General features: G+C 65.6%; 16 protein-coding genes. 6 read left to right on the top strand and 10 right to left on the bottom strand.

Going from position 1 to position 22,938, the window contains the following annotated elements:
• The first annotated feature begins 261 nt into the window (after positions 1 to 261).
• The 4 genes from IE116_RS08595 to IE116_RS08580 are packed head-to-tail and all read left to right on the top strand — an operon-like array spanning position 262 to position 6,696.
• Complete coding sequence (locus IE116_RS08595; RefSeq protein ID WP_189611552.1) at positions 262 to 2,028, top strand: FAD-binding protein; 1,767 nt, start codon at positions 262 to 264, stop codon at positions 2,026 to 2,028.
• The gene (locus tag IE116_RS08590) at positions 2,025 to 2,399 is read left to right on the top strand and encodes a 2Fe-2S iron-sulfur cluster-binding protein (protein WP_189611550.1); all 375 of its coding nucleotides are present in this window, start codon (positions 2,025 to 2,027) and stop codon (positions 2,397 to 2,399) included. Before IE116_RS08595 ends, IE116_RS08590 begins: the two co-directional genes overlap by 4 nt.
• Complete coding sequence (locus IE116_RS08585; RefSeq protein WP_189611548.1) at positions 2,399 to 2,977, top strand: winged helix DNA-binding protein; 579 nt, start codon at positions 2,399 to 2,401, stop codon at positions 2,975 to 2,977. Before IE116_RS08590 ends, IE116_RS08585 begins: the two co-directional genes overlap by 1 nt.
• Positions 2,974 to 6,696: a hydantoinase B/oxoprolinase family protein gene (locus IE116_RS08580; protein ID WP_189611546.1), complete on the top strand. Its 3,723-nt coding sequence runs from the start codon at positions 2,974 to 2,976 to the stop codon at positions 6,694 to 6,696. The genes IE116_RS08585 and IE116_RS08580 overlap by 4 nt, the downstream gene beginning before the upstream one ends.
• Before the next feature lie 14 nt (positions 6,697 to 6,710).
• Here IE116_RS08580 and IE116_RS08575 read toward each other — a convergent pair whose 3' ends face one another.
• The 10 genes from IE116_RS08575 to IE116_RS08530 form a co-directional block, all read right to left on the bottom strand.
• A complete protein-coding gene (locus IE116_RS08575; RefSeq protein WP_189611544.1) occupies positions 6,711 to 8,615 on the bottom strand; it encodes a putative bifunctional diguanylate cyclase/phosphodiesterase in 1,905 nt (634 codons plus the stop codon).
• Complete coding sequence (locus IE116_RS08570; RefSeq protein ID WP_189611542.1) at positions 8,612 to 9,103, bottom strand: YfiR family protein; 492 nt, start codon at positions 9,101 to 9,103, stop codon at positions 8,612 to 8,614. The genes IE116_RS08575 and IE116_RS08570 overlap by 4 nt, the downstream gene beginning before the upstream one ends.
• A 14-nt stretch (positions 9,104 to 9,117) precedes the next feature.
• Complete coding sequence (locus IE116_RS08565) at positions 9,118 to 11,190, bottom strand: TonB-dependent receptor plug domain-containing protein (protein ID WP_229828065.1); 2,073 nt, start codon at positions 11,188 to 11,190, stop codon at positions 9,118 to 9,120.
• A 114-nt stretch (positions 11,191 to 11,304) separates the two neighbouring features.
• Positions 11,305 to 13,218, bottom strand: coding sequence for a B12-binding domain-containing radical SAM protein (locus tag IE116_RS08560; RefSeq protein WP_189611540.1), 1,914 nt, complete (start codon positions 13,216 to 13,218; stop codon positions 11,305 to 11,307).
• A 99-nt stretch (positions 13,219 to 13,317) separates the two neighbouring features.
• The gene (locus tag IE116_RS08555) at positions 13,318 to 14,859 is read right to left on the bottom strand and encodes an esterase-like activity of phytase family protein (protein ID WP_189611538.1); all 1,542 of its coding nucleotides are present in this window, start codon (positions 14,857 to 14,859) and stop codon (positions 13,318 to 13,320) included.
• Positions 14,860 to 14,868: 9 nt separating this feature from the next.
• A complete protein-coding gene (locus tag IE116_RS08550) occupies positions 14,869 to 17,061 on the bottom strand; it encodes a metallophosphoesterase (RefSeq protein WP_189611536.1) in 2,193 nt (730 codons plus the stop codon).
• Between the two features lie 275 nt (positions 17,062 to 17,336).
• Positions 17,337 to 18,194 (bottom strand): cupin domain-containing protein, encoded by an 858-nt coding sequence (locus IE116_RS08545; protein ID WP_189611534.1) that lies wholly within the window; start codon positions 18,192 to 18,194, stop codon positions 17,337 to 17,339.
• An 88-nt stretch (positions 18,195 to 18,282) separates the two neighbouring features.
• Positions 18,283 to 19,041 (bottom strand): HpcH/HpaI aldolase family protein, encoded by a 759-nt coding sequence (locus IE116_RS08540; RefSeq protein WP_189611532.1) that lies wholly within the window; start codon positions 19,039 to 19,041, stop codon positions 18,283 to 18,285.
• Between the two features lie 25 nt (positions 19,042 to 19,066).
• Entirely contained in the window at positions 19,067 to 19,690 is a 624-nt protein-coding gene (locus IE116_RS08535; protein ID WP_189611531.1) for a flavin reductase family protein, read from the bottom strand.
• Between the two features lie 10 nt (positions 19,691 to 19,700).
• Positions 19,701 to 20,678 (bottom strand): Bug family tripartite tricarboxylate transporter substrate binding protein, encoded by a 978-nt coding sequence (locus IE116_RS08530; protein ID WP_189611529.1) that lies wholly within the window; start codon positions 20,676 to 20,678, stop codon positions 19,701 to 19,703.
• 294 nt (positions 20,679 to 20,972) lie between these two features.
• On the opposite strand from IE116_RS08530, the gene IE116_RS08525 reads away from it, so the two are divergent.
• Positions 20,973 to 21,842, top strand: a complete 870-nt coding sequence (locus tag IE116_RS08525) for a DNA-binding transcriptional regulator (RefSeq protein ID WP_189611527.1) — start codon at positions 20,973 to 20,975, stop codon at positions 21,840 to 21,842.
• A gap of 113 nt (positions 21,843 to 21,955) precedes the next feature.
• The gene (locus IE116_RS08520) at positions 21,956 to 22,897 is read left to right on the top strand and encodes an amidohydrolase family protein (protein ID WP_189611526.1); all 942 of its coding nucleotides are present in this window, start codon (positions 21,956 to 21,958) and stop codon (positions 22,895 to 22,897) included.
• Positions 22,898 to 22,938 lie beyond the last annotated feature (41 nt).

Here is a 22,938-nt window from a genome sequence, read left to right as displayed (position 1 = left end):
AATCGCCAGATCCCATGCCGCTCCGCGGCCGTTTGAGATGACGGCATGCGGTGCATGGCGGGACCTCGGCCAGGGGTCCGGCAACGAAGGCTTTGCAGATGCTGAATCGGTTCGTTGCATAGGCCGCTGCATCATCCAGTCATGGCGGCGCGACCTTATAAGCAGGAATACGTTTACATTTTATCGATGAAACGTTAACGTTTCGGCTCTCAAGTTCGTACTTCAAGTCACTTACCGCACGCAATCAAGCTGGAGTTGTCGATGGAACGACCGCCGTTGACCGTCCTCGAGACGGATGTCCTGATCGTCGGCGCCGGCGGCGCCGGCATGAGCGCCGCGATCGCGGCTGCCGAGGCCGGCAAGCAGGTGATGATGACCGACCGCAGCCTGATCGGCCGGGGTGGCGCGACCATCATGGCGCAGATGACGGTGGCGGTTGCCCTGGGCGAACAGGAACCCGACGACTGGCGCTTCCATTACGCCGATACGCTGGCCGCGGGCCGCGGCCTCTGTAGCGAGCCGCTCGCCCGCCTGTTGTGCGAGGAAGGCGTGGCGGCGATCCGCAAGATGGACGAGTGGGGCGTGGGCTGGGCCCGCGCCGACGGACACTTGACCCAAGCCCATGCGCCCGGCCATGACCGCCCGCGCTGCGTGTATGTGGACTTTCTGGATACCGGGCCTGCGGTGGCGACGACGCTGCGCACGCAGGTGGCCAAGGACAAACGCATCCGCCGGATTGGCGACCTGCTCATTGTCGACCTGCTGCTGCACGCGGGCAGAGTGGTCGGCGCCGTCGCGCTGCATCTGGCCAGCGGTCAGCCGGTGCTGATCCGCGCGGCCGCCACCATCATCGCCACCGGTGGGCTGACGCGCCTGTACCGCCGCAACAGTGCATCGGTCAACATGGGCGGCGATGGCTATGCGCTCGCCCTGCGCGCTGGCGCAAGGCTGATCGACATGGAGTTCGTGCAGTTCTTCCCGATCGGCCACCTGGCGCCACGCCTGGTCGGCTTCGATCCGATCATGTGGGACCCGTTCCGCTACAAGCTGGGCGGCCGTCTGCTGAATGGCCGCGGCGAAGAGTTCGTCGAGTCTTACGGGCACCAGGCCGAGTCCGGCGGCTATACGGTCACGCGCGATGCGGCCACCTACGCGATCCTGAAGGAAGTCGAAGCCGGCCGCGGCACACCGGCGGGCGGCGCGTACCTGAGCTTCCGTCATGTGCCGGAAGCCAGGCTGCGCGAGGCGTTCGGGCCGATCATCGACCGGCTGGCCGCCAATGGCATCGACCTGACACAGACCATGATCGAGGTCGCCCCGACTGCCCACTATCACATGGGCGGGATCCGGGTGGATGCCGACATGGCGACCGACGTGCCCGGCCTGTTTGCAGCCGGCGAAGCTGTCGGAGGCGCCAACGGTGCGAACCGATTATCGGGTAATGCGATTACCGAAGCGCTGACCTTCGGCGCCGTGGCGGGCCGGTCGGCAGCGGCGCTGGCGCCGCAAGGCGATGGCGTGGCGGATGATGACTTGCCCGATGACGTGCCTGATATGGCCGCGCTGACTGCGTTGGCCGAGCCCATCGTCGACTGGTTGAGGGCCTCTGCACCCGCCGGCGCCGTGCCCGTCGCCGAGATGATCGTTGCCTTGCAGGACGTGATGCAGAACGACGTCGGCCCGTTCCGGAACGAGGCGGGGCTGCATCGCGCGGCCGATGCCATCAAGGCCCTACGCGCCCGGCTGGGGGATGCCTTGCCGGGCGACACCGGTCCGCAAGACCCGGTGCGGGTCGATGGGCTGGACCTGCGCAACATGTTGATGGTGGCCGAAGCGGTGGTGATTGCCGCCACCGCGCGCACCGAAAGCCGTGGTGCGCATCAGCGGGACGACCATCCGGGCATGCTGGACGAGTGGACCGTCAACCAGACCCTGGCCTGGCAGGGCGGGCAATGGACGCTGGTGGTCCAGCCCGTGGAGCGCCTGCCTGCTTCTTCCATCGACCTGGCCGTGGAGGCCCACGCATGAACCCGACCCCCAAGACCCGCCAGCCCGGCCAGCCCGTCGTGCTTCACATCGCGCGCGGTGTGGGCGACGGCGACACGCGCATCGACGATTACACCTTGCCGGCCGGCGCCGCGGCGTCGGTGCTGGACGGCCTGCGCTGGATCCGTGAACACCTGGACGAGACCCTGGCCTTTCGCTATTCCTGTATCAACGCCAATGCCTGCAAGGAATGCATGATGCATGTCGATGGCGAGGTGGTGTATGCCTGCGTGGCGCGGCTGGAGGACGGCGCGCAGTACGATGTGGCGCCGTTGCCCAACAAGGCGCGCGTTCGCGACCTTGTCTCGGAAATCGCCCCGAGCAAGGAACGGCTAGACCTGGATCCGATCTGATGACTGCTTCCCCCAGTCGGCGCAAACGCGCCACGCCCGCCCTGGTTCCTGAGACGGCGTCGCCCGATGCCGCCGATCGCCTGCGCATCCTGTCGTCCGCGCATCTTGCGGAAGGTTCGCACGCTGGCCTGTCCGAACTGGAGTTCGGGCTGATCGTCTCGCATAACGCGTTCACGCGCTGGGTGGCCCGCTGCATGCATGCGGCAGGCGAAGCGGATCTGGGGGTGACCGACATCCTGGTGCTGCATCACGTGCACCATCGGGACCGGCGCAAGAAGCTGGCGGACATCTGCTTCACGCTCAATTATGAAGATACGCATGTCATCAACTATTCGCTGAGGAAGATGCTGGCGATGGAATTGGTCAATGGGGAAAAGATCGGCAAGGAAGTGCACTACGGCACGACGGAAGCCGGACGCGCGCTGATCGGTCGCTTTCGCGAAGTGCGCGGGCGATGCCTGATGCCCAGCGTGACAGGCGAACTGTCGGATGGCGACATGCTGTCCGATATCGCCGCGCAATTGCGGACCCTGTCGGGCCTGTATGACCAGGCTGCCCGCGCGGCGTCGTCATTATGAGCGCGCTCGATATTGAACGCCCGCCAGCGGATGGCGCAGCGAAGGGGGATGACGGCAAGGGGGATGACGCCAAGGGGGATGACGCCAAGGGGGACGCCGCCAAGTGGGCCTTCTGGGTCGACCGCGGAGGCACCTTTACCGATGTCGTCGGACGCCGCCCGGATGGCACGCTGGCCACGGTCAAACTGCTGTCCGAGAATCCCGAGCGCTATCCCGACGCCGCTGTCGCAGGCATTCGCCAGTTGCTGGGGGTGAAGGACGGTGAGCCCACCCCTGCGGATCGTATCGACGTGGTCAAGATGGGCACCACCGTCGCCACCAATGCCTTGCTCGAACGCAAGGGCGATCGCGTGCTGCTGGCGATCACACGCGGATTCCACGATGCCTTGCGCATCGCCTATCAGAACCGTCCCAGGCTGTTCGATCGCGAGATCGTGCTGCCCGAACTGCTGCACGAGCGCGTGCTGGAAATCGACGAACGTGTCACGTCCGACGGCGAGGTGCTGACACCGCTGGACGAGACTGCCGCCGAAGCCGGATTGCGCGCTGCGTTCGCCGCCGGACTGACATCGATCGCCATCGTGTTGATGCACGGCTACCGGCACACGGCGCACGAAGCGCGGCTGGCCGAACTGGCCCGCGCCATTGGCTTTACGCAGGTGTCGGTGTCGCATGAGGTGTCGCCCTTGATCCGCCTGGTGGCGCGTGGCGATACCACCGTGGTCGATGCCTACTTGTCGCCCGTGCTGCGCAGCTATGTGGATCGGGTCGCGTCCGCGTTGCCCGGCGTGCGTTTGCAGTTCATGCAGTCCAATGGCGGCCTGACCGATGCGCGGGCCTTCCAGGGCAAGGACTCGGTGTTGTCGGGTCCCGCAGGCGGGATCGTCGGCATGGCAGGCGTCGCCCGCACCGCCGGCTTCGACCGCGTGATCGGCTTCGACATGGGCGGCACGTCCACCGACGTCTCGCACTTTGCCGGCGAGTTCGAGCGTGTGTTCGACACGCTGGTCGCTGGTGTGCGGCTGCGCGCGCCCATGATGAGCATCCATACCGTCGCCGCAGGCGGCGGGTCCATTCTGCAGTTCGACGGCGCGCGCCTGCGGGTGGGGCCGGAGTCCGCGGGCGCGAATCCGGGTCCGGCCAGTTATCGGCGCGGCGGCCCGCTCACGGTCACCGATGCCAACGTCATGCTGGGCCGCATCCAGCCCGCCAGCTTTCCCAGCGTGTTCGGACCCAAAGGCAACGAGCCACTGGATGCCGACATCGTGCGCACGCGCTTTGCCGACCTTGCCAGACAAGTTGCAGACGCAATCGGTCAGGCGACGACACCCGAACAGCTGGCGCAGGGCTATCTGGACATTGCCGTCGCCAACATGGCGAACGCCATCAAGAAGATTTCAGTGCAGCGCGGCTATGACGTGACGCGCTACACGCTGGTGACCTTTGGCGGCGCGGGCGGGCAGCATGCCTGCCGCGTCGCCGATGCGCTGGCCATTCCCCGGGTGCTGGTGCATCCGCTGGCAGGTGTGCTGTCTGCCTACGGCATGGGACTGGCTGTACCTACCGTGATCCGTGAACGGTCGGTCGAGTTGCGCTTTGACGAGGCCGGCCGCGCCCATGCTGCCGCTACCTTGGACGCGCTGGTGGCGGCGGCCACGGCAGAACTGCTTGCGCAGGCCGTGCCAGATGACGGCATCATCGCCAGCCGCAGACTATACCTGCGCTACGAAGGCACCGACACCGCGTTGCCCGTGGCATGGGAAGACCCCGCAGCGATGCAGGCTGCATTCGAGGCAGCCTATCGCCAGCGGTTTGCCTTCCTGATGCCCGGACGGGCACTGGTGATCGAATCCGCGGTGGCGGAGGCGACCGGGCCGGAAGAGTCCGGAACCGCTGCGCAGGTGCTGTCGCCGCGCGCGGCCGACACGCCGCTTGTGCCGGCCGACACCGTGCGCTTTCACGCGGATGACGGCTGGACCGATGCGCCGCTCTACCGCGGCGCCGACCTGCGCCCGGGCGATGTGGTGGCGGGCCCGGCGGTGCTCTCGGACGCCAATGCGACCACGGTGGTGGATACCGGCTGGCAGGCAACGGCCACGGCGCGGGGTGACATCGTGCTCGACCGCGCCGTGCCGCGCCCGCATACGCTGGCCATCGGTACCGACGCCGATCCGGTGATGCTTGAGATATTCAACAATCTGTTCATGTCGATTGCCGAGCAGATGGGGCATCGGCTGCAGAACACGGCGCACTCGGTGAACATCAAGGAACGCCTGGATTTTTCATGCGCGATCTTTGATCCGCAAGGTGGCCTGGTCGCCAACGCGCCGCACATTCCCGTGCATCTGGGATCGATGGGCGCCAGCATCCGCGAGGTCATGCAGGCCAACGCAGGCCGGCTGCGTCCGGGCGACGTCTACGTGCTGAACAATCCCTATGCCGGGGGCACGCACCTGCCCGACGTAACCGTGGTGACGCCGGTGTTCGACGCTGCCGGAACCGAGATCCTGTTCTATGTCGGCTGCCGCGGTCACCATGCCGATATCGGCGGCACGACGCCCGGATCGATGCCGCCCGATTCGCGCACCATCGATGAAGAAGGTGTGCTCATCACCAATTTCCAGCTGGTCGAACAGGGCCGCCTGCGCGAGACGGAACTGCGCGAGGTGCTGGCGGGCGCGAGATATCCGGCGCGCAACATCGACCAGAATGTGGCTGACCTGCATGCCCAGGTCGCCGCGAACGAGAAGGGCCGCGAAGAGCTGCTGAACATGGTCGCGACCTTCGGCCTCGACGTGGTCCACGCGTACATGAAACATGTGCAGGACAACGCCGAAGAATCGGTGCGCCGCGCGATCGAACGCCTGACCGACGGCCACTTTACGGTGCCCCTCGACAACGGCGCGCGGATCGACGTGCGGCTGACCGTGGACCGCGCCACGCGCAGCGCGACGCTCGACTTCAGCGGCAGCTCGGCGCAGTTGCCCAACAACTTCAATGCGCCCCGTGCCGTAACGACGGCGGCCGTGCTGTATGTGTTCCGCACGCTGGTCGATGACGATATCCCGATGAACGAAGGCGGTCTCAAGCCGCTGACGCTGATCGTGCCCGAAGGATCGATGCTGAACCCCACGTACCCCGCCGCGGTGGTGGCAGGCAATGTCGAGACGTCGACCTGCGTGACCAACGCGCTGTACGGCGCGCTGGGCGTCATGGCGGGCAGCCAGCCCACGATGAGCAACGTCACGTTCGGGAATGCGCAGCACCAGTACTACGAAACGGTGTCGGGCGGCTCGGGAGCCGGCGGCAGGTTCGATGCCGACGGCGCGCTGACCGGCGGCTTCAACGGCACGTCGGTCGTGCAGACCAACATGACCAATTCGCGCCTGACCGACCCCGAGGTGCTGGAACTGCGCTTTCCGGTCCGGCTCGAACGCTTTGAGATCCGTACGGAGTCGGGCGGCCCGGGCACGTGGACGGGCGGCAATGGCGGGATCCGTACGCTGCGCTTTCTTGAGCCCATGACGGTGTCCCTGCTGGCCAATGGCTGGATCCATCCTGCGCCGGGTGGCGCGGGCGGCGGGCCGGGTGCGCCGGGGGTTGCGCGGGTGCTGCGAGCCGATGGCAGGGTCGAGATGCTCAAGCACGCCGACAAGGCCGAGCTTACAGCGGGGGACGCGTTCGAGATTGAAACGCCGGGGGGAGGCGGCTACGGCTGACGCAGCCGCAAGAGTCAGGCCGCCGACTGCACCGGCGTCATGATCGACTGCAGCGCGACGCGATCCATGGGTCGGGCGAACAGGTAGCCCTGGACGACATCACAGCCGGCTTCCTGCAGCCACGCCAGCTGCTCGGGGGATTCCACCCCTTCGGCGATCACGCGCAACCCGAAGCCGTGCGCCAGGGAAATGATGGCGTTGGCAATGGTGAAGTGCGTAGAGGGAAGCTGCCGGATGAAGCTTTGATCGATCTTGAGTTTGTTGATCGGGAAGGTCTGCAGGTAGGCCAGCGAGGAGTACCCGGTGCCGAAGTCGTCGATGGACAGCTTGATGCCGAGGCCGCGTATGGCGTGCATGAAGGCGACCGCCGTGTCGACATCTTCCATCAACAGGCTTTCGGTCAGTTCCAGCTCGAGCTGGGACGGTGACAGACCGCTGGAGTGCAGCACCTCGCTGACCCGGTCGATGAAAGCCGGATCGCGCAGCTGCCGGGCCGAGACGTTGACCGCCACTGTGAGTGGCGCGGTGTCCTTGCCTGGCCACCGGGTGGCGTCCCGGCAGGCGCGGCCCAGCACCCACAAGCCGATGTGGCTGATCAGCCCGCACTCTTCGGCCACCGGAATGAACTCGGCCGGCGCAATAAAGCCCTTTTCCGGGTGGCACCAGCGCACAAGGGCTTCCGCGCCCACCAGCACGCCCGTCGCACAGTCGAACTGCGGCTGGTAGTAGACGTCCAGCTCTCCCCGGTCGATGGCCTTGCGCAGATCGCGTTCCATCGCGACCCGGCGCTGCGTCGCGACCGTCATCTCCCGTTTGAACGCGACAAAGGTGTTCTTGCCGAGCGACTTGGCGTCGTACAGCGCGATGTCGGCGTTGCTGACAAGGTCCGACTGGTTTTGCGCGTCGTCGGGGTACAGACTCAGGCCCACGCTTGCCCGGGCGAACACTTCCTGGCCATCGACGTGAAAGGGTCGGCCCAGGGCGGCGGTGATGCGTTCGGCAATGGCCAGCGCCTCGGCCACATCGGCAATGGGCGATGCCACGACGGCGAACTCGTCGCCACCGATGCGTCCCACCACGTCACCCGGCCGTACCACATGGCGCAGCACCTGCCCCACCTTGCGAAGCAGGGCATCGCCCACGCTGTGGCCCGCCGTGTCGTTGACCGCCTTGAAGTTGTCCAGGTCGATCAGCAGCAGGGCGAACCGCGCGCCGGCCGATTGGCGTGGGTCGCCGCGGGTGTCCGCGCGTGTCTCCATGCGAGCGGCGATGGTGTCATACACGACACGGCGGTTGCCCAGCTCCGTGACGGGGTCGGTATGCGCCAGGTAATCCATCCGAGCTTCGGCTTTTTCGACGCGCGCCCGGGTCTTGGCCATGACGAGCGCAGCGGCCGACAAGGCGCCGAGGGTCGCCATGGCAAACAGCCCCACGTAGCGCAGCAGGCCGATGCCGACCCGCGAGGTGCTCGCCACGACAACCACCCGCCCGAGTTCTTCGCGGCGGTAAGCCACCGGGCGCACCACCGCGATCCGTGTCAGCGAGCTGTCGACGCCTTCGCGGCGCAGCGCGAGATGCGTCGCATCGGATGTCGTCGCGCCTGGACGGTGGAACTCGGCAAAGACCTTGTCTTCCAGGTCGTAGACCGTCACCGACAGCAGATAGGGCGGCGGCTGCAGCAGGTCGAGCGTCTGTGCAGCGGCGCGCTGGTCAAGGAACATCATCGATGCCGCCACGTTGTCCGCCACCAGCGAGGCCTGGACATTCAGGTCGTCCGTCAGGGACTGCTGCAGGGAGGCGAACTGGAAACCGGTCAGGATGCAGCCGGCGACCATCAGGCTGATCGCCGTCGCCGCCAGCTGCGCGACCCGGAACGATGCCGTGATGGGCGTCTTTTCGGCGTGGATCGAGGCCGTCACTGCACGCTCCTGGCCAGCGACAGGAGCTTCGAACTGAAGGTCAGGCCACTGCGTCGCGCGGCGCGGGTATCGATGTCGAAGCGGACATGATTGCCTTCGGTCACCAGCGCAATCGCCGCGCCGTCATTGGGCGACAGGTCGCCGTCGCGCACGATCAATGTCGCGGGGTAGGACGGCGTGGTGGCCGTTCCGCTGACGACCAGTACGTCGCATTGCTGCGGCGTCTCGGCATGCGTGATCGGATACACCGCCCACTGCCGCGTGCCCACCAGCTTGCCCCGCAAGCGCTGCAGGCTGTTCCACAGCTCGCCGTCCGACGTGGTGCAGACGCGGAAATCCGGTGTCCGGGAAGGACCCTGCCAAGTCGTGAACAGCGCGAAGTTGTAGATGAACGCGGCCTTGAGGGCGACGTCATCGGCCTGTCCGAAGCTGTTGGTCGACATCATCATCAGCACGCTGCCCATCAGCAAGGCGATGCGGATCGGCATGTGGCGAAGCGCTTTCAAAACTCGTAGGCCAGCTTGGCGCGCAGGGTGCGGCTCTGCCGCTGCAAGGCTTCCTGCACGAAAGCCGGCCCTGCAGGATCCGCATATTTTTTGTCGAACGCGTTGTACAGGCTCAGCGACACCATGGCCCGCGGCACCAGGCGCGCCGATGACAAGGTCAGGTTGGCGATACAGGCGCCGCCGGTGGCCGCGTTGGCCGTCAGGCGGGCGGACGTGCACTGCATTTCGCTGCCCAGCCGGATGTCTTCGCGCAGCACGGGCGTGGTCAGGTTGACCTTGACCAGTTGCGAGGGCGAGTTGTCGAGGCGGTCGCCGGTGGTGGCGTCCTGAGCCCGTTGCCATGCATAGCTGGCACGCAGGCGCGCTCCTCGCGCGAAGTTGTGCACGACGGACAGCTCCGCCCCGACCGTCTTGACGCGGTCCCGGTTCCGATAGATCAGGGACCCCGAATCGGGGTCGGTCGTCAGCGAGATCAGGTCCCGCACGGCATATTGGAACACCGACAGGGTGACGCGGCCCGTCTTGGCATAGGCATGGTCAAGCACCAGTTCGCGCGTCGCAATGCGTTCTGCGCGCAGGTTCGGGTTGGGCAACTGGCCCGATTCACCCGGCACCGAGTAATACAGCTCGTAGGCATTCGGCGCCCGGTAGGCCGTACCGTAGATCAGCTTGGCGGTGGTGCGCGGCGTCAGCGTGTAGTTCAGTGCGACGCGCGGATTGAAGTGGCCGCCTGTCACATTGTCGTTGTCGTAGCGGGCACCCAGGTTCAGCAGGAAGCCGGCGGGCAGGCGTATCTCGTCTTCGAAGTAGATGCCGCGGCGGTCGCCTGTCCGCTTGTCATCCATGTACAGCTCGTAAGGATTGATGTTGAAGTTGTACTGATCCCGGCGGGCATCCCGCCGCACGTCCATCCCGACCACGATCTTCTGGCGGGCAAGCTGCGTGAAGGTGGCGTGCAGGTCGCCGCCCCACCAGAGGGCCCGGTCACCATCAACGTTGGTCGTGGGAGGCTCGCCCGGATAGAGGCCGACACCCTGATAGTCGTAGCGGCCCCAGTAAGCCTGTCCGCCCAGCGCAACGCCGTCGCTCAGCCGTTTCTGATAGCTCGCGTTGATGTAGCTTTGCGTATCGACGGTCTGATTTGGCGTGTTGAACACGGCGCCGAACGACCCGGTGGGCACGCCCTTGGTTCGGTCGCTGTGAGCGGCCGACACCGTCAGGTCGCCCGCGCTGGCCTTCAGGAAAAGATTGCGTGACCGGTCGTAGTCCAGGCGCCTCGCCACGCCGCCGTTCTGCGCCGGCGTATCGAACTCGGGGTAGTAAAGATCCTGGCCACGCCGATTGGCATCGGTGACCGATATCAGCAGATCCCGGCCTTCGCCGTCGTTCCACCCGTAGCTGAAACGGGCCTTGCGCTCGCCGTGGCTGCCCAGCGCGACGGCCGCCTGCGGGCCGGCCAGGTCGCGCCCCTGCCGGGTAATCACGTTGATCACGCCAAAGAACGCGTTCGAACCGTACACCGCCGCGCCGGGGCCCGGGACGTATTCGATCCGGTCCACCAGGTCGAGGTCGAGCAGCGCTTCGGTGCCGATGGCGGCCTGGTCGTACACGGAATCGTTGGTGCGATAGCCGTCGATCATCAGCAGGAAGCGGCTGTCGTAATCCCCGGGCCGGGAAAATCCCCGCGCGCCCAGGTACGAGTAGTTGCGGTCGCTGGTGACGTAGAGGCCCGGCAGGGTCGCCAGGGCGTCGGCCAGCGTCCGCCAGCCGAATTCGCGGATTTCCTTGGCCGTCAGGACCACCACGGCCGACGGGGCATCCGAAATGGGCTGCGGCAGACGCGTTGCCGTGCGCACCACTGCGACCTCGAGCAGCTGTTCCAGCGGCAGGTCGATCAGCGCGGCGCTGTCGGTGTAGGGCGTGATGCTTTCAAGCGTGAGGCTGTCGTTCGACGACGCGATGCCGGCCATCGATGCGTTGGCCGTATTCGGCAACAAGCTGTAACAAGCCCCCGCTGCGAGCGATGCCAGGAGCAAGGCAGGACCGAACTGGAAGGCGACGCTGGGCATGGGTACTCGGGGCAAGCCTGCATCCAACACGCAGGGTCACAGGCTAACGGCATAAACCCACGATACTTAAGGGGTTGGCCGATCCGAGTCGTTGCTGTTTGTTATCGAGCGGGCTCAGGCGGCCTGACCGAGTGCTCGCTCGATCCGGTGCCTGGACACAGTCGTTTTCGGCACCTTGAACGGGAACCAGCTGCGTACGTCTTCTTCCAGCCCGATACCGTGCATGAAGTTGTAGATCGCCTTGCGCAGCGCCACGCCAAGGGCATCGTGGTCGACCCCGGTCGGGTCGTCAAAGCCGATATCGTTCTTGGCGAAGCTGACCGGCGGCAGCGGACGCAGCGTAACGCCGTATTCCTCCGGGTTCTGCCCGACCGGCGAATGCACCGTACAGGTGAAACGGTGGAAAAAGCCGCTCTGGATACATCCATTGGCGAACAACTGGCGGACGTATTCCAGTGCGTCCACGGTGTCCTGCACGGTCTGGGTCGGGAACCCGTACATCAGGTAGGCATGCACCAGGATGCCCGCGTCGGTGAACGCGCGCGTGACCCGCGCCACCTGATCGACCGATACGCCTTTCTTCATCAGCGACAGCAGGCGGTCCGATGCGACCTCCAGTCCGCCGGATACGGCAATGCAGCCGCTGTCGGCCAGCAGTTCGCACAGGTCGGGCGTGAAGGTTTTCTCGAAGCGGATGTTTCCCCACCACGAAATGCCCGTGTTGCGGGCGATCAACTCGTTCGCGAGGGCTTTCAGCGCCTTGGGCGGGGCCGCTTCGTCGACGAAGTGAAAGCCGGTCTGCCCCGTTTCCTTGACGATGGCATCGACCCGGTCGGCCAGCACGACGGCAGACGCGCCCTCGTAGCGGCCGATGTAATCGAGGCTCACGTCGCAGAAGCTGCACTTTTTCCAGTAGCAGCCATGCGCCACGGTCAGCTTGTTCCAGCGGCCGTCGCTCCACATGCGGTGCATGGGATTGAGCATGTCCAGCAACGACAGGTAGCGATCCAGCGGCAGGCCGTCCCAGGTTGGCGTGCCGACTTCGGCAAAGGCCACGTCGGGCTCCACCAGGTTCACGTAGCGCACCTGGCCGGTCTCGGCATCGCGCAGAAAGGTCCGGACCAGCCGCTGGCGCGAGCGTTCGCCCTGGATGTGCGCGAGCAGGGCGAGCAGGGGCCGTTCTCCGGCATCCAGCGTGACGTAGTCCACGTGGTCGAACACGCGTGGATCGGCCAGCTCGCGCAGTTCCGTATTCACGAAGCCGCCGCCCAGCACGGTCACGATATGCGGGTGCGTGGCCTTGATGGTCTGCGCAATCCGGAACGCGGCATAGACCGAGCCGGGGAAGGGCACCGACAGCAGCACCACGGTGGGCTGATGCCGTTCGATGGCGGCCAGGGTCAGCTCGCGCAGCGTGTCGTCGACCAGGTTCGGGGGCGCCGCCAGCGCCTGGGCCAGGGGGTCGAAGGTAGGCTGGCTGGCCGCCAGGGACTCGGCGTACCGCACGAATTCAAAGCGCGGATCCACCGCGTCCCGCAGCACGTCCGACAGGTCGTTCAGGTACAGCGTCGCCAGGTGCTTGGCGCGATCGTGCAGGCCCAGAGCCCCGAACGCCCAGCCCAGGGGATCGCCGCCGTCTTCATCGATGTACACGTCCAGCGACGAAAAGCGTGGGCCTTCGGGCAGGTAATGACGGCCCGCAATGCGGTGCGCCAGTGTCGTATCACGGCCCTGCAGGAAGGCAATGGTGGCCGTGATGGTGCCCAGATACTGCTTGCGCTGCGCAACGAATGCCTGGATCGACGGGGTGTGCGACAGCACCGGCAGGGTGTCGATATGGCGCGCCACGGCTTCGAGCCCCTCGCGCGACAGCAGCTTGAGCACAAGCGCCAGCGCAAGGTCCTCCTGGACCGCGGTCACGTTGCGCGAACGCAGGAACCCGGTCAGGTAGGCGGTGGACGGATAAGGCGTGTTGAGCTGCGTCATCGGCGGGATGACGGACAGCACACGTAAAGGCTGGGCCGACATGGAAGGGGGGCGCGGAACGCCGCCAGGGGAAGGGAGACCCGTGATTATAGGCGGCATGGGCCGGGAGCCATGTTGCCCCGGTCCATGCCGCCGGTGCCGTCAGACTGGCAGGGCTTTGGGCAGACGGATGAGCACGAACTCGTTGTCGTCCGGCTTGGTCCTGGACCGCGAAGGCGAGCCGCCCGGGTAGTTGTTGTCGTTCACAACCAGAAGGGTGCTGGCGTCAACGATGCAGACGACTTCCATCGACTCCATCGGGTGCGTGTAGACGCCACCGATCGTCGCGGTCTTGCCCAGGCCATCCGGGTCGCGCAGATTCATCAGGTCGACCACTTCTTCCTTGATCAGGTCGCCGTTGCTGTCGACCTTGTCGAGCGACACCTGATAGATGCGCTTGACGCGCGCGGCGTTGCGCGACGTGCCCGACGCCGGGAAGCCGGCACGCACATCCCCTGCGCCGCCGTCCTTTTCCATGACCAGGAAGGCCGTGTCGCTGATCGCGACCATGTCGTTGACGGTGTGGGTCTCGGTCTCGAGATTGCCGTTCCCGTTGATCCGCTGGCTGACGCCGACGCGATAGGAGTAGCTGCGCGCGTCGAAGTTCTGCGTGGCCAGGTTGTACACGTTGATGACGCGGCGGCGGGGATCGTCGTTGGTGATCGCGGCTTCGAACATTGCGTACAGGCGCGTGCGGCTGGTGTTGATCGCCATGCTTTCCAGTCCGCCGGAACCTGGCAGGTTGGCAGCCGCGGCGTTGGTGGCCAGATAGGGATTGTTCGAGGTCTGGACCAGCGCGTTGGCCCCCACCGCGCGCAGGTTGGGCAACTGCACTTCACGTGCCAGCAGGCGGCCCTGGCGATCGAACTTGAACAGGAAGGGACCGAACTCGTCGCCGATCCAGAAATTGCCGTCGGCGTCGCGCTGCAGCGATTCCGGATCGATATCGCCGCCGGTCAGCAGACGGTTGGTGATGATCGCCGGATCCACGGGCAGGGTCTGGCCCGCTGGCGAGACCGACAGACCAGGGTAGGTGGGGGCGTCGGCCACGGCGCGATAGCCCAGGAAACGGTTGGGGTCGCTCAGGCGGATGAAGCTGCGCGTACTGAACTCCGTCAGCGGCGCGCCCGTCGTGAAGTCGACCGGAATGACCACGCCACGCGTCCAGTCGAAGCCGATCGCATAGATGTGCAGCAGCGCGTCGGGCGACGACGCCTTGCCGCCAAAACCGTTGTCCTGCATGGCATAGAAGGTGCCGGCGATCGGACCGGGAATGACGGCCGAAAATCCTTGCATGGGCTGCTTGCCCACGAAGGGCAGGCGATAGCCATAGGTGGTCGTGGCGCGGTCGAAATCACCGCCCGACACGAACTGGCCCGAGGTCGGGCCTGCCACATAGCTGTCGGCCGGAAGGATCGCGCGGCCCATCAGCGTGGGCGCGGGCACGGTGGCACCTGGCGTTGTCGTGGGCGTGCCTGCATCGTTATCGTCGTCACCGCCGCCGCACGCGGCCAGCAGGGCCGAACTGCCAAACAAGGCAAGGGCAGTGGCCGTGGCGCTGCCGCGCAGGACACTGCGGCGCCCGGGGCTGGCGGGCGTATCAGTGGTGATCACGGGGGTGGAACCGGAAGGGAGATTGGACATGGTCTGGGCTCAGAAAGGCGAAGGTTCGCGCGTCAGATCGGTCAGGGCGTTGGCCTTCAGATCAATCACGAAGTGACGGGTCGGCGCGCCGGCGGCCAGCTTCAGCAAAATCGCCATCAGGGGTTTGAAACGAGCCTGGAACAAGGCGCCTACCGGGTTGGCGTTCGAGACCTGTTCACCTTTCATCAGCAAGGTGGCATTGGTCGTCTGCAGCGCTTCGGCCAACAGCTTGTATTGCTTGGCCCGTGCGGTCGGGATGTCGGCAAACGCCAGGTCGCCCGCGTTGGCCAGTCGCACAAAGTCGCCTGCCAGGTCCAGCGCCTTCCAGTCATTGAAGTCTTCCAGGCGCATGCCGTGGGCCTGGGCCAGGGCGCGGGCCTTGGCTTCGGCTGCCGCGTAGTCTGCCGCATAGGCCGGGTTGGCCGAGGCAGGCGTGCCGCCGTCGGCAAGGCAATTGAAGAAGCTGGTCGAGAACAGGCCGCGCGTGCCCGTGTTGGCCAGTTCCTTGAGCGTGACGGCCGACGTCATCTGCGACAGCACCAGCAGGTGCGAACCATACAGCGGGCTTTTCACCAGCTCACGCATCTCGCAGCGCCAGTCGTCATTCAGCAGGCGCAGGCGGACCAGTTCCGACATGTAGCGGGTGCTGAAATCGCCGTAGTCGGTCGCATCCAGAATCGACTTGCTCCACAACTCGCCACCGGGCACCTGCGCCGGGAAATCGGTAAAGAAGCTGTGCTCGGCACGGTAGTGTTCGAACAGCTCATCGAAGCGCGGCACCGCATCCAGGCGCACGGTCTGCACCTCGACATGGGTCGCATCGGTCAGCGTCATCAGCTTGTACGCAGGCACATAAGCGGCCATCGACGGCGCCTGGATGTTGAAGAGCGCACGCGTGTCGTCAATCTTGCGGAAGGCCGTGTCGTTGAAATGCATGTGGCCGCCCACATGGATTTGCAGGCCGGTTTCGGCCAAGGCCTTTGTGGTGTCTTCAGCCGGTCGACGCACCATCTGCATCTTGCCCGAGCCCAGCAGCGCGATAATGTCGTCCGACGCGCCGTTGAAGAACTCGCTCATCGGGAAGTGGCTGAAGCCGATCACCTGCTTGCCTTCGGCCTTGCCGCGCGCGACCACGTCGCGGATCCACGCAATGACGTGCTGCTTGTGCGTCAGCATGCGGTTGTAGCCGGCGTCGCCCGATCCGGCAAAGTCATTGGCGCCCGCGCCGCTCGGGATGTAGACGTTGGCATCGATCGCAACGAGCCACACGCCCTTGACCGGCTCCACCACATACGACGTATCGGGTACCTGCTTGCATAGCGTGTAGGCCGGCTTCTTGAACGCGCCGCCCGTGCCTTCCTTGCAGATCTCGTACTGGCGCTTGTCCCACGCGGCCTGGGCCTGCGCGGTCTCGAAACGGTAGTCCTTGTACGCGTAGGTGCTGTACGGGGTCTCGTAGTACAGGTAATCGGGCTTGGGCATGAAACCGTGGCTGTTCAGCGCGCGGGTGATGCCCTCATAGCCTTGCTCCAGCACTTCTTCGGTGCAGTAGGACTTGCCCTTGCGCGCCCACGTCGTGGTGTAGTCGACGCAGTCGGCATTGCCGCCCTTGCTGAAGATTGGCTGCGGCGCACCGGCGCGGCCCGTGGCCAGGTCGATGCCCATGTAATCGCTCTTGCCCGCGGCGCGCGCCAGCGGCCGATTGGGGTCATGATTGCCCGGCGCCGCAAAGAATTCGATGCCATGCTGCGCCGAATACTGGTCCAGGATCTTCTTCAGGCCGCGCATGTGCACCGGCTGGCCGTCGTCCGAGAAATCGCCCGGCAAGGCAATGTGCTTGACGCCGCGCTTGACCGCATCGTCCAGCGCCGCAATGAACGCAAAGTAATTTTCGTTGAACAGACGCGTCGACGTCATCTGCGCCTGCATCAGGCGAATCGTGGCATTGCGCCCCGACTTGCTGTTCGGAATGCCCGGAAACGATCCGTCTTCGAAGTTGGCATACACGTCGTGGAAGTGCACGTCGGGCATGAACGCGATCTGGACCGGACCCGACGGCGTCGGTGTGGGCGTGGCGGGTGTCGAGGCGACGTTGTCGTTATCGCTGCCGCAGGCGGCCAGCAGGGACAGGCACAGGACGGACAGGCAGAACGCGCCGGCGACAGGCGCGGCAGCGCGCGGGGCGCGAGGTAAGAGGGGCATGTAGGTGACGGGCGGGAGAGGAAGACGGGATGTTCGTTGCGGCGATCGACCGAAGGCCGACCTGACACGCAGATGAACGCAAGGCCCGTATCCTGGCGGCCGGATGTGACAGGGGCATGGCAGGGGGCGGCAAGCGTCGCCCATGCCCTCCTGTCAGCGCGTCAGGCGCCCTGGCGCATGACGTCGAACGCCGCGCTGGTCGCTGTCCATCCAATGAAATGTTCGACGTTGTGTACGGCGGTCCGCTGCTCCAAGCGACCGCTCCTGACATCACCTCAAGACGGCGCGACCACCAGTGGCATCGGATAGTCGTCCGCGTTGCAGACCATGCCGGGCTTGCTGGAAAAGTCCATGCGGGGCGGGCCGAAGATGTCGACGAGCCAGCAGTCGCCTTCGCTGACGTTGGCGCTGGTGTGCAGCACCTTGGCCGGGATGACGGTGACCGACGGGCTGCCGACGGTGACGTGCTCGTCGTCGCGCCACTGGTTCATGTCGGGCGTCCAGGGCCAGCGCAGATGGTGGGTGTAGGTGCCCTGGATGGCGAGCGAGGCTTGTTCGAAATCGGTGTGGCTGTGCGGGCTGAGCTTGGCCGGGTCGCGGGGCGTCGTCCGTTTGTTGAGCACGTTCACCATCAGGTTGCAGCTGCGAAAGATGCGCATGTTGCTGTCCGGGCGGACATGGTCGGCCAGGACGTAATGGCGCAGCCGGAAGCCGTCGACCGGATCGGGCCACGACACCAGCGGGGCGACTTCGGGCGCGCCGTCGGCATAGATGCCGGCATTGGGGCAGGCGTCGAGCAGGTCGGTGTTCAGGCGCGAGAACACGCGCACGATGTGACCGTCGCCCAGCGCTTCGATGCGGCTGGCGCCGGGCGGCACGATGGTCAGGGTTTCTGCGTTGGCGTCGATGCTGTCGGCGCCGGCGGTGATGCGCGCCTGGTTGGCGGGCAGGAAGACGAAGTATTCATCGGGGTTGCCGGTGCGTTCAAGCACGGCGCCAGCGCGGACTTCGGATACGGCGACCACGAAGTTGGCGCCGCGGGTCAGCCAGGTGCGACAGCCGGGGCCTTCCTGCTGCGGAGGCTGTTCGTAATGGGCCGCGTAGGTCGCGGAACGGGGAAGGGAAGCTGTCATGACGGAACTCCTGGATCTGGATGAAGACAGTGCGTATCCGGCGCGGCACGGCACGGCTGCGCCGACACGCACTCAATCTTGAGCGCGCTCAGGCGCGGCGCGCCCGCGGCGCCGTGGACGACGCGATGGCCTGGGCGGCCTGCCGAAGCAGGGACTGGTCGGACCCGACGATGAACCAGCTTGCACCCTGTGCGGCAAATTCGTCGCGTTCGGCATTGCTGGCGACAAACATGGCGGCGATCTTGCCGGCGTCGGTGGCGGCCTTGAGGATGCGCTGCGTGGCTTCCAGCACCTTGGGGCTGCGTGAGCCGGTCTCGCCCATGGACAGGGCCAGGTCGGCACGGCCGACGAAGAGGCCATCGACACCCGGAACGGCCGCGATCGCCTCGGCGTTGGCCAGCCCGTCGACGCTTTCGATCTGGCACATGACCAGCGTGCGGTCGCCCGCCTGCTGCGCCTGCTGGTAGCTCATCATGCCGTAGCCGGCGGCGCGCGGCGAGCTCGAAAAGCCGCGTTCGCCACCGTGATAGCGCGCCCTGGACACGATCTGCGCCGCCTGCTCGGCAGAGTCCACATGCGGCACCACGATGCCGGCCGCGCCCAGGTCGAGTGTCGACAGGACGGTGGAGGGTGCAAAGTCGGGCACCCGCACGAACAGGGGCAGGTCAGCCGCGCGGCCGGCCAGCATCATCAGGTCCATTGCCGCGCGATCGAAGGGCGCGTGCTCGGCGTCGATCACGCCGAAGTCGAGCGTGGTCGTGCCCAGGATCTCGATGATGTGCGGCGACACGGTCTTGATGAAGGTGCCGGTCTGAAGAGGGTGCGTGCCAGGGGAAGTCGATGTCATGTCCATTCCAGGAAAAGGGACGGGTTCAGCGGGCAGGCGGGGCCTGCAGCATGGGGCGGTGGAAGATCTCTCCGAGGCCGGCGTAGTAGGGGCCGCCCAGCCGCGAGATGGGCCGCATCGCGACCGTGTCCACATAGCGCCCGTCAAAGATCTCGTCGGACAGGTGGAAGGCGACCACCTCGCCGATGTAGAGCGTGTTCAGTCCGCGGCCCAGGGGCAGCATCTGTTCGAGCCGGCATTCCATCTGCACCGGCGTCGCAAGAATGCGGGGCGGTTTCACGATCGTGCTGGCAACGAGTTCGATGCCGAGCTGTTCCGGCTCGCCGATTTCTGGCGGGTAGTCGGCTCCCGATGCGTGCACCAGTTCAAGCGTGGATTCGGTGGCGACGTTGACCACGAATTCACCGGTCTCGCGAATGTTGCGTGCCGTGTCCTTCAACTCGCCGGCGCGCGAACCGATGTTGATCGCAACCATCGGGGGGCTGTGCGCGACGTAGTTGTAGGAGCTGAAGGGCGCGGCGTTGACCCGGCCGTCGGCGCTTTGCGTGGTGATCCAGGCCACCGGGCGCGGGGTCACGCAGCCGCACAGCAGGCGGTAGGCTTCCTCCGTGCTCATGTCCTGGGTAGGTAGGGTGACGAATCGGGTCATGGGACTTCCTTTAGTCGAGGCGGATATTCGCTGCCTCGATGATACGTTTCCATTTGGCGCTTTCGTCCGTCATCAGCTTGCCAAGGTCTTCCGGCGACCCGCCGCCGACCAGGGCGCCGAACTGTTCCAGCGTGGTGCGGCCTTCGTCGGACTTCAGGATCACGTTGACTTCCCGGTTGACGGTGTCAACGACCTGGCGCGGCACGCCGGCCGGACCGGCGATCGCAAACCAGACGGAAGCGTCGAGATCGATGCCTTGTTCCAGCGCGGTCGGCACGTTTGGCGTGCCGGGGTAGCGTTGCTTGGACGTGACCGCCAGGCCCGTGATCCGGCCATCCTTGATGTAGGGAATGAACGCGGTGATCGGCGCGACCACGGCTTGCACCGAATTGCCGATCAGGTCGGTCAGCGCCGGCACGTCGCCCTTGTAGGGCACGCCTTGCAAGGGCGCTTCCGTGGTGCGTTTGAGCAATTCGAACGCCAGGTGGCCGATGGTGCCGTTGCCCGGGTTGCCGATCGCGTAGGTGCCCTGGCCCGACTTGGCCAGGGCAATGAACGACTTGAGGTCTTTGGCCGGCGTCTTGTCGGTGGCGGCGATCACCAGCGGGATTTCTCCGACCAGCACGATCGGCGTCAGGTCCTTCTGCGCGTAGGGCATGGTCTGGTACAGGTACTGGTTGTTGGCCAGCGGACCCGAGGTGGTCAGCGTCAGCGTGTAGCCGTCGGGATCGGCCTTGGCGACCTGGTCGGTGCCGATGTTGCCGCCCGCGCCGGGTCGATTGTCGACCACGAACTGCTGGCCGAGCTTTTCGCTCAGGCGCTGCGCGATCAGGCGGCTGACGGCATCGGTGCTGCCGCCCGCGGGGAAGGGCACGACAAGGCGGACCGGCTTGGAGGGCCATGCGGTGTCTTTCTTGTCGGAAGAACAGCCTGCCAAGGCTGCAAGGAGGGCGCTGGCTGCAAGCGCGGCCAGATACGTTCTATTCATCAAGTCTCCATCTCTGTCGTTGCCGAGGCCGCTGACGCGACCCGTCCGGCCTGGGGCGCGGAATAGCGGCAAGGATGCGCACCCGAGCGTCCGCACTCAAGCTAAACGTGGCGACTTTTCGCGCAGTGAAACGGCCTTCACTGGGAAGCTAGCCCAAACGCATGAGGTCGTTTCGCACAATGAAACGTTGGAAAACAGAATGGTGTAGCGTGGTCGACATTCCCTATAAACACGGTTCGCAGCCGGTGCCCGCCACAGAAGCGGGCTGCTGCGAGAGAAGGCAAGGAGACACCTGTGCTCGACGATCCTCTGGTTCTTGACGATAACGGCAGTCCGGCGATCAATGATGCTGGCGCGGGTTCGCGCCCGTCCTATCGGCCGGTCCATGCGGTGCAGCGCGCGTTGACGCTGCTCTGTGCGCTCAACACCCGGGGCGTCAGTTCGATCGATGCGCTGTATCGAAGCACCGGGCTGCCCAAACCGACCATCGTGCGCCTGATGGAAACGCTGATTGCCGAGGGGTACGTGACCAAGGACAAGAAGCAGGGCGGCTACCTGGTGACGTCGCTGGTGCAGTCGCTCAGTTGCGGCTTCCATGCGGATCCGCTGGTGGTGCAGGCCGGCAGGCCCTGGGCGTCGGCGCTGACGCGGCGCCTGCAGTGGCCGATCTCGATTGCGCTGCTGGACGAGTCCGATGTCGTGATCCGCTTCAGCACGGTCAGCGACAGCCCGGTGTCACCCGCGCACGCAACGATCAACATGCGGCTGAGCCTGCTGGATCGCGCCATGGGGCTGTCCTACCTCGCGTTCTGTCCGGAAGGCGAGCGCGAGATCCTGTTGCACATCCTGGAGACGAGCCGGGCGAAGGATCTTGCCGCCGCCGGTGGACGCCGCAGCATCGAGGACCGGCTGCAATTGATCCGCCAGGACGGCTATTCGACGCGCGGCAAACGGGTCGAACCGCTCAGCTCCGGCACGGTGGCCGTGCCCATCATGGACGACGGCCGCGTGCTGGCGACCATGGGCATGGGCTACTTCCGGTCCGCGGTGACCGAGGAGCGGATCGCACAGCACTACGTGCCGATCATGCAGGAGTCCGCCGCGCACATCGTCGAACAGGTCCGCCTGCTGCGGCGGGGCGATGGCAGCCGCCAGGTCGCGTAGGGCGCAGGCCTTGCCTGAATGAATCATGCGTTGATGGGCCGCTTCGCCCATCAGAAGGTGCCAGCGCGCTGGCCAATGAATCACCCTGTGGTGAAAGAAGAGTAGACAAGACCATGACCCAATCCGCCCGTCCGTTGTTGTTCGATTCGCATGCCCACCTGGTCGCCGACGATCAGAAGGCCTACCCGCGCAACCCGATGATCCGTCCTGCCAGCGCGCCGCCACGGCTCCCCGGCGTCATTGGCACGCCCGGCGGCCACCATGGTCCGAATCCGATCAACGAAGTGCCCGACGCGCTGCGGATGCTGGAGTGGATGAAGGAAGAGAACGTCGATGGCGCCGTGGCCGTGCAGAAACGCATGATCTACCGCTTCGATAACAGCTACATCCTGGATTCATCGGATAAATACCCCGAGATCTTCTCGGCGGTCGTGATCCTGGACGCCGAAGACGAAGGTACGCCCGATCTGGTGCGCCGTTACATCACCGACCACGGCCTGACCGGCGTGCGTCTGTTCGGTGGCCGCAAGGAAGACGGCAGCATGCCGTGGCTCAACTCGCCGCAGGCACTCAAGACCTGGGAAGTGGCCGAGGAATTCGGGCTGGTGATGGATCTGGAAGTGCTGGCGCACGGCGGCGGCGGACCGTCGGCCCCGGCCATCATCGAGCTGGGCCGCCGCTTCCCCAATGTGCGCATCGTGCTGGATCACCTGCTCGAACCCGAGTCGGACCATGGCGACAACTATGGCCTGGACGAAAACTTCGAACTGCTCGTGCCGGAAAAGAACATCTCGTTCAAGTTCACGTCGATCAACCTCGACATTCTTCGCGAGACCAACATCCCGGGCGAAAAAGTGCTGCGCGTTGCGGTCGACATGTTCGGCGCGGACCGCATCATGTGGGGTTCGGACATCGGCACCTCCTCAGGCACATACAAGGACATGGTCCAGCGCATGCTCGACGCATCGGTGCTGTTGAACGAAGAGGAAAAGCGCGCCGTGCTGCACGACACAGGCAAAGCCGTTTTCGTCAAGGGCGGATCGCGCGCGCGCTGATCGCCCTGGCGCCACGGATGAGCAGGGTAGAATCGTTGTCT

The organism is Pigmentiphaga litoralis (assembly GCF_014651835.1).
Lineage (GTDB): Bacteria > Pseudomonadota > Gammaproteobacteria > Burkholderiales > Burkholderiaceae_B > Pigmentiphaga > Pigmentiphaga litoralis.
This window is presented reverse-complemented; position numbering and strand designations above follow the sequence as displayed.